14 protein-coding genes are annotated in these 15554 nt (G+C 47.4%); 7 read left to right on the forward strand and 7 right to left on the reverse strand.

Going from position 1 to position 15554, the window contains the following annotated elements:
* Nucleotides 1-32: 32 nt before the first annotated feature.
* The gene (yajC, locus tag ACM67B_RS08615) at nt 33-296 is read right to left on the reverse strand and encodes a preprotein translocase subunit YajC (protein WP_095502687.1); all 264 of its coding nucleotides are present in this window, start codon (nt 294-296) and stop codon (nt 33-35) included.
* A gap of 197 nt (nt 297-493) precedes the next feature.
* On the opposite strand from yajC, the gene ACM67B_RS08620 reads away from it, so the two are divergent.
* Nucleotides 494-1543 (forward strand): histone deacetylase family protein, encoded by a 1050-nt coding sequence (locus tag ACM67B_RS08620; RefSeq protein ID WP_416189268.1) that lies wholly within the window; start codon nt 494-496, stop codon nt 1541-1543.
* A 216-nt stretch (nt 1544-1759) separates the two neighbouring features.
* The gene (locus tag ACM67B_RS08625) at nt 1760-2824 is read left to right on the forward strand and encodes a 2,3-butanediol dehydrogenase (RefSeq protein ID WP_416189269.1); all 1065 of its coding nucleotides are present in this window, start codon (nt 1760-1762) and stop codon (nt 2822-2824) included.
* Nucleotides 2825-2889: 65 nt separating this feature from the next.
* Here ACM67B_RS08625 and gloA read toward each other — a convergent pair whose 3' ends face one another.
* Complete coding sequence (gene gloA / locus ACM67B_RS08630) at nt 2890-3303, reverse strand: lactoylglutathione lyase (protein WP_095502690.1); 414 nt, start codon at nt 3301-3303, stop codon at nt 2890-2892.
* A gap of 224 nt (nt 3304-3527) precedes the next feature.
* Between gloA and ACM67B_RS08635 the strand changes: the two genes are divergently transcribed.
* The 3 genes from ACM67B_RS08635 to ACM67B_RS08645 all read left to right on the forward strand — a co-directional run bounded on the left by ACM67B_RS08635 (nt 3528) and on the right by ACM67B_RS08645 (nt 7398).
* On the forward strand, nt 3528-5069 hold the full coding sequence (locus ACM67B_RS08635; protein WP_416189270.1) for a Re/Si-specific NAD(P)(+) transhydrogenase subunit alpha: 1542 nt from the start codon (nt 3528-3530) through the stop codon (nt 5067-5069).
* An 11-nt stretch (nt 5070-5080) separates the two neighbouring features.
* The gene (gene pntB / locus ACM67B_RS08640; protein ID WP_416189271.1) at nt 5081-6466 is read left to right on the forward strand and encodes a Re/Si-specific NAD(P)(+) transhydrogenase subunit beta; all 1386 of its coding nucleotides are present in this window, start codon (nt 5081-5083) and stop codon (nt 6464-6466) included.
* A 143-nt stretch (nt 6467-6609) separates the two neighbouring features.
* On the forward strand, nt 6610-7398 hold the full coding sequence (locus tag ACM67B_RS08645) for a formate/nitrite transporter family protein (RefSeq protein ID WP_416189272.1): 789 nt from the start codon (nt 6610-6612) through the stop codon (nt 7396-7398).
* Between the two features lie 163 nt (nt 7399-7561).
* Here ACM67B_RS08645 and ACM67B_RS08650 read toward each other — a convergent pair whose 3' ends face one another.
* From ACM67B_RS08650 to ACM67B_RS08665, 4 genes are all read right to left on the reverse strand, one after another.
* Nucleotides 7562-8938 carry an alanine/glycine:cation symporter family protein gene (locus tag ACM67B_RS08650; RefSeq protein WP_416189273.1) on the reverse strand — a complete coding sequence of 459 codons (1377 nt, stop codon included), beginning with the start codon at nt 8936-8938 and terminating at the stop codon, nt 7562-7564.
* Nucleotides 8939-9267: 329 nt separating this feature from the next.
* The gene (locus ACM67B_RS08655) at nt 9268-9756 is read right to left on the reverse strand and encodes a phosphatidylglycerophosphatase A (RefSeq protein WP_416189274.1); all 489 of its coding nucleotides are present in this window, start codon (nt 9754-9756) and stop codon (nt 9268-9270) included.
* The gene (gene thiL, locus ACM67B_RS08660) at nt 9749-10714 is read right to left on the reverse strand and encodes a thiamine-phosphate kinase (RefSeq protein ID WP_416189275.1); all 966 of its coding nucleotides are present in this window, start codon (nt 10712-10714) and stop codon (nt 9749-9751) included. Before thiL ends, ACM67B_RS08655 begins: the two co-directional genes overlap by 8 nt.
* 283 nt (nt 10715-10997) lie before the next feature.
* Nucleotides 10998-11741 (reverse strand): OmpA family protein, encoded by a 744-nt coding sequence (locus tag ACM67B_RS08665; RefSeq protein ID WP_095503224.1) that lies wholly within the window; start codon nt 11739-11741, stop codon nt 10998-11000.
* Nucleotides 11742-12184: 443 nt separating this feature from the next.
* Between ACM67B_RS08665 and ACM67B_RS08670 the strand changes: the two genes are divergently transcribed.
* A complete protein-coding gene (locus ACM67B_RS08670) occupies nt 12185-13135 on the forward strand; it encodes a CysB family HTH-type transcriptional regulator (protein ID WP_095503225.1) in 951 nt (316 codons plus the stop codon).
* Nucleotides 13136-13218: 83 nt separating this feature from the next.
* Here ACM67B_RS08670 and fnr read toward each other — a convergent pair whose 3' ends face one another.
* A complete protein-coding gene (gene fnr / locus ACM67B_RS08675; RefSeq protein ID WP_095503226.1) occupies nt 13219-13953 on the reverse strand; it encodes a fumarate/nitrate reduction transcriptional regulator Fnr in 735 nt (244 codons plus the stop codon).
* Nucleotides 13954-14100: 147 nt separating this feature from the next.
* Between fnr and hemN the strand changes: the two genes are divergently transcribed.
* Entirely contained in the window at nt 14101-15507 is a 1407-nt protein-coding gene (gene hemN, locus ACM67B_RS08680; protein ID WP_416189276.1) for an oxygen-independent coproporphyrinogen III oxidase, read from the forward strand.
* Nucleotides 15508-15554 lie beyond the last annotated feature (47 nt).

The raw sequence follows: 15554 nt of genomic DNA on the forward strand, positions 1-15554 counted from the left end.
TCACAATGAGGCGGCTTTTGCAGCAATCAATCTTATTCAGCTTTGCTGGCGATGGCGTTGCGGTCAACTTCCACTTCCACGCCGCGGCCGATTTCCACGCCGTAAAACTGCTCGCCAACGCGGGTCACGCGGCCTTTGAAACCGGCAGCCAACACCACTTTGTCGCCGACTTTCAATTCAGACAGCATTTGTTGATGGGCTTTGAATTTCTTTTGTTGCGGACGCATAATCAGGAAATAAAACACCACCATGATGAGGACGAGCGGTGCAAATTGAGCCAACATACTTTGTTCCATAGTTTTTCCGTTCTATAATCGTTGTTAATTGAAAAGCAGGACTGAAATTTCAGTTGGGTCAGCCCCAAAATTACGCTATTCTAAAGGCCGTCTGCAAATTTTCCAAGTATTTCCGTACTTATTAACCATATTTATCAGTCAGGCCGTCTGAAATTTCAGACGGCCTGAAGCCCACCTTATTGCGAACCTGCTCACACATGAAGAAAATCATCAACCGCTTGCGCACGTTTATCCGACGGCTTATGGGAAAAAACGCCCGCACCCTGTGGGTATCGCATCCTATTTTTGCCGAACACCAGCCGGGCATTCACCATCCCGAATCCCCTGCCCGCATTGCCGTCATCGAAGCCGAACTCAAACGCCAAAATATTTGGCCGAAGCTGCAAACTGCTCAAGCGCAGGAAATCAACGACAAACAACTCGCCTTGGTGCATCCGCGCAAATACCTGCGTTTCCTAGAATGCCATCAGCCACAACTGGGCAAAATCTACCGCATCGACGACGACACCATCATGAGCTACGGATCATTACAAGCCACCCGTTTTGCAGCGGGCGCAGTGGTGCAGTCGATTGACATGGTGATGAACAAAAAAGCCTACCACGCTTTTTGTGCCGTGCGCCCACCCGGCCATCACGCCCATTCCGACAAAGCCGGTGGATTTTGCTTAATCAACAATGTGGCCGTCGGCGTGATGCACGCGATTGCCGAATATCGCTTGCAACGTGTGGCGGTAATTGATTTCGACATCCATTTCGGTGACGGCACGGCTGAGATCTTCAAAGACGACCCGCGCGTGATGCTGCTGAATTTGTTTGAAAACGATCTGTTTCCTTTTGTGTTGCCGGAAAACCAGCAAGGCCGTAACCCGAATATGATTCACACACCCTTCCCCACCGACACCGGCAGCCGCGTATTCCGCACCACCATTCGGGAAACATGGCTGCCCAAGCTAGCGCGTTTCAAGCCTGAGTTGGTGTTAATTTCCGCCGGATTCGATGCACACAAACTCGATGAAACCGGCCGTCTGAATCTGCACGAAGCCGATTTTGCTTGGCTGACGCATAAAATCGTTCAGACGGCCTCAAGTTGCAACGGCAAAATCGTATCGGTATTGGAAGGCGGCTACACACTTGAACCCCTTGCAAAATCAGCCGCCGCGCATATTCATGTGTTGGCCGGTTTGCCTAAAGCCGATGAGGTGCATCAATATGAAAAACGGCTTAAAGGCAAACGCGCAGCCAAATAATGTTTTTCGTTCTACTCAGGCCGTCTGAAACTTGGCTTTCAGACGGCCTATTTACATCTTGCTCAAAAAGTGTAGAATCTAAATTAAAGATTGTTATCTTAATAATCAAATAAAAAACTTATCACAGACAATAATATCGACACACCCTTTCATACATATCATGAATATCTGAATTTCATTAGCCCTAACCTTTGATTAATCAAAAAGGAGTTACATATGAAAGCAGCACGTTTCTACGACAAAGGCGACATCCGCATTGAAGACATCCCCGAGCCAACCGTGGCACCGGGCACCGTCGGCATCAACGTGGCTTGGTGCGGTATTTGCGGTACCGACTTGCATGAATTTATGGAAGGGCCAATCTTCATTCCGCCATGCGGCCATCCGCATCCGATTTCCGGTGAAGAAGCACCGGTTACCATGGGGCATGAGTTTTCCGGCGTGGTGTATGCTGTAGGCGAAGGCGTGGACGACATCGAAGTCGGCCAGCATGTGGTGGTCGAGCCTTACATTATCCGTGATGATGTGGATACCGGCGAAGGCAGCAATTACCATTTGTCTAAAGACATGAACTTCATCGGCTTAGGCGGCTGCGGTGGCGGCTTGGCGGAAAAAATCGCCGTTAAGCGCCGTTGGGTACACCCGATTTCCAAAGATATCCCATTGGATCAGGCCGCTTTGATCGAGCCTTTATCCGTAGGTCATCATGCTTATGTGCGCAGTGGCGCAAAAGAAGGTGATGTGGCCTTGGTCGGCGGCGCCGGCCCTATCGGCTTGTTGCTGGCGGCGATTTTGAAAGCCAAAGGCATTAAAGTCATCATCACCGAATTGAGCAAAGCCCGTAAAGACAAAGCCAAAGAAGCCGGTGTAGCCGATTATATTCTTGACCCTTCCGAAGTCGATGTGACTGAAGAAGTATTGAAATTGACTAACGGCGAAGGCGTGGACGTGGCATTTGAATGCTCGAGCGTGAATAAAGTATTGGATACTTTGGTGGCTTCTTGCAAGCCGACCGCCAAAGTGGTGATTGTATCGATTTGGAGTCAGCCGGCAACCATCAATGTACACAGCGTGGTGATGAAAGAATTGGATGTGCGCGGCACCATCGCCTACTGCAACGACCATGCCGAAACCATCAAGTTGGTGGAAGAAGGCAAAATCAATCTCGAGCCGTTCATCACTCAGCGTATCAAATTGGACGAGTTGATTTCCGAAGGCTTCGAGCGCCTGATTCACAACAATGAATCTGCGGTAAAAATCATTGTAAATCCAAACCTGTAAGCCATTAATTGAACAAAAGGCCGTCTGAAAAATATCTTTCAGACGGCCTTTCTGATTCATGTCAATTACTTATCGTATTGCACCGAATCATTGCCTGAATTTTTTTGGATAAACTCAATTTTGTAGCCATCAGGATCTTCTACAAACGCAATCACAGTGGTACCGTGCTTCATTGGACCGGCTTCGCGTACCACTTTACCGCCTTTTTGTTTCACCATTTCACAAGCTTGGTAAGCATCATCCACTTCAATCGCAATATGGCCGAAGGCATCGCCCAAATCATAGCTTTCGGTGCCCCAGTTGTAGGTCAGTTCCAATACGGTATTTTCCGCTTCGTTGCCATAGCCGACAAAAGCCAAAGAGAATTTGCCGTCCGGATAATCGTGTTGGCGCAGAAGCTGCATACCCAAAACATTTTGATAGAAATCCAGTGATCTTTCCAGATTGCCGACACGCAGCATGGTGTGAAGCATTCGCATGATGTGTTCCTTTTATTGGTTTTAAAGTCTTATTTTAACATGGCAATCTCTACACTATCTACCCTTTCCCATTCACGCTAAAGTCTTTTTCGGACTAAGCATAGTTGAAATTAATATATTAAGAAAAGGAATTTTTCATTGTCTTTCAGGCAAAAATTAGTTATAAAGTATTGGTTAAGATTTATTTACATAAGCTTGATTAACTAACTTAGAAGGACGAAGACATGAGGATTGGTATCCCTAAAGAGTCTCTGGCCAGTGAAACCCGCGTGGCGTGTACGCCTGCGACCGTCACCCAGTTGCAGAAGCTGGGCTTTGAGGTTGTGGTCGAACGCGATGCAGGCTTGGCTGCCAGCTTGGACAATGCCGCTTACGAAGCTGCCGGTGCTATGGTGGCCGATGCAGATACCGTATGGCAAAGCCCGTTGATTTATAAAGTCAACGCGCCGACCGAAGCAGAAACAGGCCGTCTGAACGCGGGGCAAACCTTGGTCAGCTTTATTTGGCCTGCACAAAATCCTGAATTGGTGCAGAGCTTGAATGATAAGCAGGTCAACGTGTTGGCGATGGATATGGTGCCGCGTATTTCCCGCGCCCAAGCCTTAGACGCGCTGTCTTCTATGGCCAATATTTCCGGCTACCGCGCCGTGATTGAAGCGGCCAATGCGTTTGGCCGTTTCTTCACCGGTCAGATTACCGCTGCGGGCAAAGTGCCGCCAGCACAAGTATTGGTGATTGGTGCGGGCGTGGCCGGTTTGGCTGCTATTGGTACAGCAAACTCACTCGGCGCCATCGTCAAAGCATTCGATACGCGCTTGGAAGTGGCCGAGCAAATCGAATCGATGGGCGGCCAATTCTTGAAGCTCGACTTCCCGCAAGAAGCAGGTGGCAGCGGCGACGGCTATGCCAAAGTGATGAGTGAGGAATTCATCGCTGCGGAAATGAAATTGTTTGCCGAGCAAGCCAAAGAAGTCGACATCATCATCACCACCGCCGCCATTCCGGGCAAACCGGCGCCGAAACTGATTACCACCGAAATGGTGCAATCGATGAAACCGGGTTCGGTGATTGTCGATTTGGCAGCGGCCACCGGCGGCAACTGCGAATTAACCCGCCCGGGCGAACTCTTTATCACCGACAACGGCGTAAAAATCATCGGCTATACCGATATGGCCAACCGCTTGGCAGGACAATCTTCCCAGCTTTACGCCACCAATTTGGTGAACTTGGCCAAACTGCTCAGCCCGAATAAAGACGGCGAAATCACGCTGGATTTTGACGATGTGATTATCCGCAACATGACCGTGACGCGCGATGGCGAAATCACTTTCCCGCCGCCTGCGATTCAGGTTTCCGCCCAACCGCAAGCCAAGCCGTCTGAAAAAGCCGCGCCGATGGCCAAGCCTGAGCCGAAACCTGTTCCATTATGGAAAAAACTTTCCCCTGCGGTGATTGGCGCGATTCTGATTTTGTGGATCGGCGCCGTCGCCCCTGCTGCCTTCCTGAACCACTTTATCGTGTTCGTTTTGGCTTGTGTGATTGGCTATTATGTGGTGTGGAACGTATCGCACTCGCTGCACACACCGCTGATGTCGGTGACCAACGCGATTTCGGGCATTATCGTGGTCGGCGCACTGCTGCAAATCGGCCAGGGCCACGGCTTTGTGTCGTTTTTGGCGTTTATCGCGGTGTTGATTGCCAGCATTAATATCTTCGGCGGCTTCTATGTCACCCGCCGCATGTTGAATATGTTCCGTAAAGGATAAGGGGTTACGATATGTCTTTAGGTTTGGTTACTGCGGCCTACATCGTCGCCGCAATTTTATTTATTTTCGCGCTGGCCGGTTTGTCGAAACAGGAAACCGCCAAGCAAGGCTGCTATTCCGGCATGGTCGGCATGGCGATTGCCTTGTTTGCCACCATTTTCAGTGAGCAGTCTTCCGGCTTTTTCTGGGTCGTGTTGGCGATGGCAGCCGGTGCCGCCATCGGTATCTACAAAGCCAAAAAAGTCGAGATGACCGAAATGCCCGAGCTGATTGCCTTGCTGCACAGCTTCGTCGGTTTGGCCGCGGTGTTGGTCGGCTTCAACAGCTTTATTTACCCGGGTGACGTGCCTTCGGACATGCACACCATCCACTTGGTGGAAGTATTCTTGGGTGTGTTCATCGGTGCGGTGACGTTTACCGGCTCGATTGTGGCGTTTGGCAAACTCAACGGCAAAATCAGCAGCAAACCGCTGCAACTGCCGGCCAAGCATAAGCTGAATTTGGCTGCTTTGGTGGTGTCATTCATCTTGCTGTTGGTATTTGTGTCGGCCGACGGCAGCTGGTTCGCCCTGATTGTGATGACCTTGATTGCTTTGGCTTTCGGCTGGCATTTGGTCGCATCCATTGGTGGCGCAGACATGCCGGTGGTGGTATCGATGCTGAACTCATATTCCGGCTGGGCAGCGGCAGCGGCGGGCTTTATGCTGGCGAATGACTTGCTGATTGTGACCGGTGCGCTGGTCGGCTCTAGCGGTGCGATTCTGTCGTACATCATGTGTAAAGCGATGAACCGCTCGTTTATTTCCGTGATTGCTGGCGGTTTTGGTTCAGACGGCACAGCAGCCGCAGCAGGCAGCGACGAAGTGGGCGAATACCGCGAAGTCGATGCTGCCGGTGTAGCTGCTTTACTGAAAGATGCGGCCAGCGTCATCATCACCCCGGGCTACGGCATGGCGGTGGCACAAGCGCAATATCCGGTGGCTGAAATCACCGAGCTGCTGCGCCAAAATGGCACGCAAGTACGCTTCGGTATCCACCCTGTCGCCGGCCGCTTGCCGGGCCACATGAACGTATTGCTGGCTGAAGCCAAAGTGCCTTACGACATCGTGTTGGAAATGGACGAAATCAATGATGATTTCGCCGAAACCGACGTGGTATTGGTGATTGGTGCCAACGACACCGTGAACCCTGCCGCGCAAACCGACCCAAATTCACCGATTGCCGGCATGCCGGTATTGGAAGTGTGGAACGCCAAAGAAGTGGTGGTGTTCAAACGCTCGATGAATACCGGTTACGCCGGCGTGCAAAACCCGCTGTTCTTCAATGAAAACAGCGTAATGTGTTTCGGCGATGCGAAGAAAACCGTTGATGATATTTTGGCCGAACTGAAAAAATAAGCCGAAATCAACTTGAGGCCGTCTGAAACGTTTCAGACGGCCTCAATTACATGCAATAACAAAAATGCACCCTTGAGTTATATCAAGCGCGATAGCATTCTACCACCGTAAAATAACGCTTGTATTCGATACGGACAACAAACATGAGTGATTTATACCCGCATGAAATACTGCGCGCCACCACCGATAAAGGGGTTGCAAAAGGCAACGGCGACGCGCTGCAACTGAGCGTCTTGGGCTTTTTGGGCGGCGCATTTATTTCCATCGGCTATCTAGCCTATATCCGCGTGGTCGGTGGCATGCCGGAAGAAATGGGCAGCTTAGCCACATTGCTTGGTGCATCTGTTTTCCCCATCGGGCTGATTTGTATTTTATTAGGTGGTGCCGAACTGATTACCAGCAATATGATGGTATTGCCCGTAGCCGTGATGATGAAAAAAATTACTGTCGCAAAATGGCTGCGCAACTGGCTGATTGTATCGCTGGCGAATGTGCTCGGTGCATTTTTTGTAGCTTGGTTTTTCGGCCATTTCCTTGGGTTAACTGAAGGCCATTACCTACACGAAACCATTGCCGTGGCACAAACCAAAGTATCGGCGGATTTTGCCCATGCTTTCGTATCCGGCATCGGCTGTAACTGGATGGTGGCAATGGCCGCATGGCTGTGCTACGGCGCGCATACTTACGGCGGCAAGATTTTGGCAATTTGGTTTCCGATTATGATTTTCGTGCTGATCGGTTTTCAACACGTTGTCGCCAATATGTTTGTGATTCCTGCTGCAATTTGGGGAGGAGCCGATATTTCTTGGGCACAGTTTATGCACAATATGGTGTCGGTTTATTTAGGTAATGCAGTCGGTGGCTCAATATTTGTCGGCATGCTTTATGTTTTGGCTTATCGAAAACAAGCAGCAGTCGACAACACACATTAACAACACCCCGGATTATGATGACAACTACATAAAAGCTGTATAAACTAAATTTTTTTAATCTTGTCTAGTCGTTTCAGCGCCTATATCAACAACGATTCGCTCTTTAAAATAATAGCCGTCTGAAACATTTCTGTTCCAGACGGCTACTGATCCAACATACCAATCAGTGCGGCAACTCGCCATTTTTCACTTTTTGCTTAAAGTCTCTTGTCTCGCTGACAATAACTTTAGACAACAACAATAAAGCAATCAAGTTAGGAATTGCCATCAGGCCATTGAATGTATCGGCTGCCAGCCAAACCAAATCCAAACTTAATACCGTCCCCAACATCACGGTTGCAACATAAAACACACGGTAGATATTGGTAAAACCATCGCCAAAGACATAAGTTGCGCATTTCTCACCATAATAACACCATCCCAAAATAGTGGAATACGCAAAGAAAATCAAACCAATGGTTACAATCCAACCACCCACACCCGGCAACAATTGCTGGAAGGTTACCGTTGTCAAAGCAGCACCACTCAATTCCGGCTTCACAAACTCACCACCGGCTCCCATCAAACCCATTACCAGTACAATACCGGTAATCGAACACACTACAATAGTATCCAAGAATGTACCGGTCATCGACACCAAAGCCTGGCGGACTGGATGGTCAGTTTTAGCAGCTGCCGCTGCAATCGGCGCAGAACCCATACCGGCCTCATTTGAAAACACCCCACGTGCGACACCATAGCGAATCACCATACCGAGTGCACCACCTGCCACTGCCTCACCAGTAAAGGCATCACGCAAAATCAGGCTGACTGCCGGCGCAACCATATCCAAGTGCATCAGGATAATCAACAAACCACCCAATACATACAATACCGCCATCACCGGCACAATAACCGAAGCAGCTTTGGCAATACCACGGATGCCGCCCAAAACCACAATAGCAGTGAGTAAGGTCAATACCACACCGGTCAAGCTGGGCGTAATATTAAAGCTAGTTTGCACGGCCTGTGCTACAGAGTTTGACTGTACCGAGCTACCGATACCAAATGAGGCAAACGTTCCGAACAATGCAAAGGCATACGCCATCCATTTCCACTTATTGCCCAAGCCTTTTTCGATATAGTACATCGGACCGCCGGACATTTCGCCTTTTTTATTCTCCACACGGTATTTCACCGCCAACACACCTTCGCCGTATTTGGTGGCCATACCAAAAATAGCAGTAATCCACATCCAGAAGACCGCACCCGGACCGCCCACTACCACAGCGGTAGCCACCCCGGCGATGTTACCGGTACCGATAGTGGCCGATAAAGCTGTCATCAGAGCGCCAAAATGGGAAATATCACCTTTGTGGTCTTGGCCGTCTTTTTTAGGATGCGGGCGAAACGCTTGTTTTAATGCGTGCCCCAGCATACTAAATTGCAAACCCTTAAGCATAAGGGTCAACACCACACCGGTACCAACCAACAATATCAGCATAATTGGTCCCCAGACCCATCCGCTGACCACATCAAAGAACGATTTCAATGCCTCCATCGGTATTTCTCCTCTATATTTTTGTTAAGATAGATTTATTTCAGCACAAAGCGTTAATTTTTGCAATGTTATGTACACAATTTATGCAACAAATAATGACTATTCTGACATATAAAAATATAACTCTTTATTTTAAAATTAAAAATAAAACATCAAAATTATAATAATTTTTACTAATTGACAATATATCCTGAAAAATAATGTTGAAATTGACAACAATTTTATAAAAAAATTGTCTGAAATCAATTTCAGACAATTTTTAAATAATCATTATTGTAAGAATAGTAAAATCTACTGAGTGCTTGTTCTGCCAAACATGTTATACCTATTTACAGTATCCATACTGCAATATTCAAAACCATCAATGTCATGAATGCTGCAATGATATCATCAAGCATAATACCCAAGCCGCCGCTTACGCGTGCATCAAACCATTTAATCGGCCATGGTTTAACGGCATCAAAAAAGCGGAACACAATGAATGCAGCTAACCACCAATGCCATTTAAATGGAACGAATGCCAGAATTAACAACATAGCAACTATTTCATCCCACACAATTCCGCCGTAATCTGCTATGCCTAATTCGTTTTCAGCATGACTACAAATCTGAATACCCCATACAAACAGGCCCACACAAACTAATGCCAGCCACCAACCGGTAAGTCCGAGCAAATACAATATAAACGCTATCGGTAGCGCGACCATGGTTCCAAATGTACCAGGAGCAAACGGTGCAAGTCCGCTACCAAAGCCAAAGGCCAGAAAGCATAGCGGCTTTTGTTTCAGCCATGAAAACGTTGGTTTAAAGTCAGCCAAAATGATCAAATCCTAAAGAAGTTAATGTAATTTCCATACGGTCTGCCATTGAGTTTATCACCTGTAGACATCCTGAATCGGTAATTTTACCGATGCACGTAATCGGTGTATTGCTGTTTTGCGCAGCAAGCAATAGCGCTTCGCGACAATTTTTTGGTGCAGTAAACACCAATTCATAATCATCCCCGCCGGCTAAAGTGTATTGCAGCCATTGTTTGCGTGGCAATACTTTTTTTAATTGCGGCAAAGTCGGTATTTCATCCGCCCAAATTTCTGCACCAACATTCGATGCTGTCAAAATATGGTCGATATCTTGTGCCAAGCCATCTGAAACATCTTGTGCTGCATGTGCAAAATTCAATATTGCCTGTCCCAATCGCACACGCGGCATAGGCCTTAATAATTCCGCTTCACACAGCTGAAAAACTTCCGAAGGTAAATCACATTGTTTCAACAAGCAATTTAAAGCCGATGCGGCCAAACCAATCTTTCCGGAAACCCAAATATCATCACCAACTTGTGCAGCATCACGTCGCAGAGATTTTCCTTGCGGCAACTCCCCCACAATAGTGACATTAAAAACCAAGTCACCACGCGTGGTATCTCCGCCGATTAAGGTTACACCGAAGCGTTGTGCCAAATCAAACAGACTATCACAGAAACGGCGCAGCCAATCATCATCCAATTCAGGCAAGCCTGCACTCAACAAAGCCCATCTGGGTTGGGCACCCATAGCCGCCATATCAGAGAGATTAACCGCCAGCACTTTCCATGCCAAATCTTCAGGTGCAACATTTTCAAAAAAATGCCTATTTTTTAGAAGCATATCCGCACTAAAACATAAATCATATCCGGTTTGCGGGCGGATAATGGCAGCATCATCACCAATCCCCAACACCACCTGATGGTCTTGCTGCTGGTTCTGCAGATATTTTCGAATAAAATCAAACTCTGTCATTTAAAGTCCTGAAAATTAAACCACATTTACAAGAAGAAAAACAATACTAGTAAAATTTGTTTTTATGTAAATAATTAAACTACTTAATTGATATAACATTATTTTAACGTAAAATCAAGCATCTGTATTTATCAGAAAATTCAATTTAAATCATATGCTTAATGATAAATTCAATATGCCGACAGTTAATCCTGTTCCCTTATTAAATTAAGTTTGATGATCTACCTATCCAAAATATTGCAAACAAAAAACCCCGCTAGCGCGGGGTTTTTAATCAGCCTACTTAAGGTTTGGTGTAACCATGTACGCGGCTGTGCGGAGAAGGAATCCAACCATCATCTACTGCTGGACGTTCGCCTTGCACAGTACCAGGAGCAACTTGTTTAGTTACCAAGCTGCGGATTTTCACGTCAACGCGACGATCCGGCTCAATACATGCAATCAGAGCAGCACGACGTTTCGCTTTAGAAACTTTTTTGCCCAGGTTAGCCACTTCAGCTTCACAAGTAGCAGTCATACGAGTTTGAGATTCACCCAGACCTACAGCAGAGATTTTGCTAGAAGGTACGCCACGGTTAACCAAGTAGTTAGCCACGGTGTTCGCACGACGCTCAGACAGAGCTTGGTTGTATTGCTCAGAACCCATAAAGTCGGTGTGACCTTCAACACGTACGGTTTGTACGTTGGTGTTGCTCAGACGCTGAGCCAAAGCATTCAGGTTTTCTTGAGCTTCAGGACGCAGAGTATCTTTGTCGAAGCTGAACAAAGTCTTAGCAGACAATGAAACAGTTTCATCAGCATATTCTGGCTCTTCAACTTTAGCAACGGCATCGCCACACTCAACACGGCCTTGAGTAGCTTTGTCGAAGTAGGTGTTTTTCCAGCACTCGCCGTAGTTATTACGCACGACTTCTTGAGATTTGCTGCTTACGGTGTAACCGTGTTTGGTATGCGCTTCACTTGCCATTGCGGTGCCAGAAGCCACCAAGGCAACGAACAATGCGCTTAATTTCAGCTGTTTGGTCATTTTATTCCCTCATCAAAATTGTTATGCAACGGATGCATAATACACCGTCACAACTTTACCAATATACAGGCCGCAGCATATAAAATGGCGGCAAATCGGATATATCAGGTTGCACTATAAAGAAGCCGAGGGCAAACTGTCAATACTCGATGCCTCTGAACAATCATGAAACTGCCTGCTTCCTGACTACCAATCATGCCGAAAAATCAAACTTGTGTCATTTATTTATGGATAAATCCCCATAAGGTTTGCTCTATCGTTGTACAAAAGCAACAACCATTTCAAAGTGCGATGATGGCTTCTTAAAACTTTCTGATGGAGAATTTAGATACTTCTTGAAAAAACAAAAGCTTCCCAAAGAAAGCCGATTCACGCCGACAAAATTAAATAAAATATGCTAAATTACGCCATATTTGTCGCACAATATCCACAACTCAAATACCATGAAATTACAACAATTACGCTACGCGCTCGAAGTTTACCGCCATAATCTGAATGTCTCCGAAGCAGCCGACGCACTGTTTACTTCCCAGCCGGGTATTTCCAAACAAATCCGATTACTGGAAGAAGAGCTGGGCATTCAGATTTTTATCCGCAGCGGTAAACGCGTGGTTTCAGTTTCCCAGCCGGGCAAAGCAGTGTTGGAAATTTCCGAGCGCATTTTGCGTGATGTGCAAAATATCAAAAACATCGGCAGCGAGTTTACCGACCACGATAGTGGCGCACTCACCATTGCCACAACCCATACACAGGCACGTTATGCCCTGCCGCACATTGTGGCTGATTTTGTAAAGCGTTATCCCAGAGTTAATCTTACCATCAAACAAGGCAGTCCTTCGGCTATTGCGCAGATGGTCAGCAACGGTGAAGCCGACATTGCCATTATTACCGAAAAGCTCGACGACCATCCTGAATTGCGCAAACTTAATTGTTACGACTGGAATCATGCGGTGATCGTGCCTAAGAACCATCCTTTACTTGATTGCAGAAATCCGCTCAGCATTGAAGATTTGGCCAGCTTTCCGTTAATTACTTATGAATTCGCCTTCCATTCTAGCAGCAGCATCGCGCGTGCTTTTACCAAAGCCAAGCTGGAGCAGCCGGAAGTGGCTCTAGCCGCTGCTGATACCGACGTGCTAAAAACGTATGTCAAACTGGGCTTAGGCGCGGGCTTGATGGCAAAAATGGCTTACGACCCGCAAGCCGATCAAGATTTGGAATTGATTGATGTGGCTCATTTGTTTGAGCCGTCACCCACTTGGATTGCTATCCGTTCAGATACTTATTTACGCGGCTATACTTATGACTTTATCGAGATGTTTGCACCTCATTTAAACCGTGAAAATATCGACCGTATCTTGTATACACCGATTATGGAGGACTTCTCCATCTAAATTAGCGCGTTTGTTTATTTCCCTAAAGATAAAAGGCCGTCTGAAACACACAACTTCAGACGGCCTGTTGACATTTTCAGCCCTTACATAGCATGCGCGCAGCCGGATACCATTTTTTTCAAGGCCTGCGAGTCGAGAATCTTGATGTGTTTATGTTCCACTTCAATCAAACCTTCGTGATGGAATTTCGACAACGTGCGGCTGACGGTTTCTAGCTTCAAACCCAAATAGCTGCCGATTTCTTCACGCGACATGCGCAGGATGAAATCATTGGCGGCAAAACCGCGCGAATACAAACGATTCGATAAATTCAACAAAAATGCGGCCAAACGCTCTTCGGCACGCATATTGCCCAACAACAGCATCACACCTTGATCACGCACGATTTCGCGGCTCATCAAGCGGAAAAAGTGGGTTTGCAGGCTTGGAATGTTTTGTCCCAACTCTTCCATGTGGGCAAACGGCAATTCACACACTTCACTGTCTTCCAAGGCCACGGCATCGCAGCTGTGGACATGCGAACAAATGCCGTCCATACCGATCAATTCGCCCGACATAAAGAAACCGGTCACTTGGTCGCGTCCGTCTTGGCTTGCCACCGTGGTTTTGAAAAAACCGGCACGAATGGCAAACAAAGAAGTAAACGGTTCGCCGGCGCGGAACAGATATTCGCCTTTTTTCAGACGACGGCTCTGACGGATAACGGCATCCAGCTGGGAAAATTCGTTAGGCATCAAACCAACCGGCAAACAAAGTTCACGCAAAGAACACGTCGAACACAATGCTTTCAATTGATGTGTAGAATTGTGTGTGGCCATAAAATACCTTTTTTTATAAAAACTTCTTGTCTTGACTGAGCTTCTCTTGACTCATATCAAAACAGGTTTATCATAATGTGGCATTCTAACAAACTAAATCGAATTTTACTAATTCGTTAAACAATATATAAGCACAACACGACCATCATGAAAATAATTCCGATACAAAACAATGAACTACCAGAATTCGACCGCGACTTGATTGCCAAACTTCCGGCAAGCGGCCCACGTTATACCTCTTACCCCACTGCCGACCGCTTCCACGATGGCTTTCGCGAAGCCGAATACACCCATGCGCTGCACTTACGCGGCCTAGGTGCGCTCAACAAGCCTTTATCACTTTATATCCACATTCCGTTTTGCAATACCATCTGCTACTACTGCGGCTGCAACAAAATCATCACCAAAGACAAAACCCGCGCCGATGCTTATATTGAGTATCTCGAGCGCGAAATGGAATTGCTCGCCCCGCATCTCAACGGCCGCCATCAATTGGCGCAACTTCACTTCGGCGGCGGCACACCGACCTTCTTGAGCGACGACCAGCTTGAGCGCGTGTTTGAGATGATACGCAAGCATTTTCAGCTGATGCCCAACGGCGAATATTCCATCGAAATCGACCCGCGCAAAGTCAGCCGCGAAACAGTACACAAACTCGGCAAACTCGGTTTCAACCGCATGAGCGTGGGCATTCAGGATTTCGACCCGAAAGTACAAGAAGCGGTTAACCGCATTCAAAGCTTCGAAGAAACCAAAGAAGTGATTGATGCCGCTCGCGAAGCCGGCTTCAAATCCGTCAGCGTCGACTTGATTTACGGCCTGCCGCATCAATCGGTAGAAAGCATGAAAGCCACTATTGATACCGTACTCAGCCTCGATCCCGACCGCTTGGCGCTGTATCACTATGCCCACCTGCCGCATATTTTCAAACCGCAGCGCCGCATCGATACCAATGCCGTACCGGGCAGCGAAGAAAAGCTCGATATGCTGCAATACTGCGTGCAAACCCTGACCGACCGCGGCTATGTTTTCATCGGTATGGACCACTTTGCCAAACCTGACGACGAGCTTTCCATCGCCCTGAAAGAAGGCTGGTTGCAGCGTAATTTCCAAGGCTATTCAACCTATGCCGATTGCGATTTAGTAGCCATCGGCGTGTCCAGCATCGGCAAAATCGGCAGCACTTATGCCCAAAACGAGCGTGACATCGACGCCTATTATGCCGCCATCGATGAAGGTCGCTTGCCGATTATGCGCGGCTACCAGTTGAACCAAGACGACTTATTGCGCCGCAACATCATTCAAGATTTGATGTGTCGCTTTTCATTGGATTTCCAAATTTACGAAAGCGTATTCGGCATTCCGTTCCACCAATATTTTGCCGATGAATTGGCCGATTTGCAGAATTTGGCCGAACTCGGCTTGCTGCGCTTGAAGCCGCACGGTCTGACCGTGACCCCGAAAGGTCGTTTCCTGATTCGCAATATTGCCATGGTATTCGACTACCACTTGCGCCACAAGGAAACCACGGCAAAATATTCACAAACCGTGTAAAACATTTTGCTGCATGACAAGGCCGTCTGAAACATATTCTGCTTTCA

Origin of the sequence: Neisseria sp. CCUG17229, from assembly GCF_047839235.1 — a bacterium.
Lineage (GTDB): Bacteria > Pseudomonadota > Gammaproteobacteria > Burkholderiales > Neisseriaceae > Neisseria > Neisseria brasiliensis.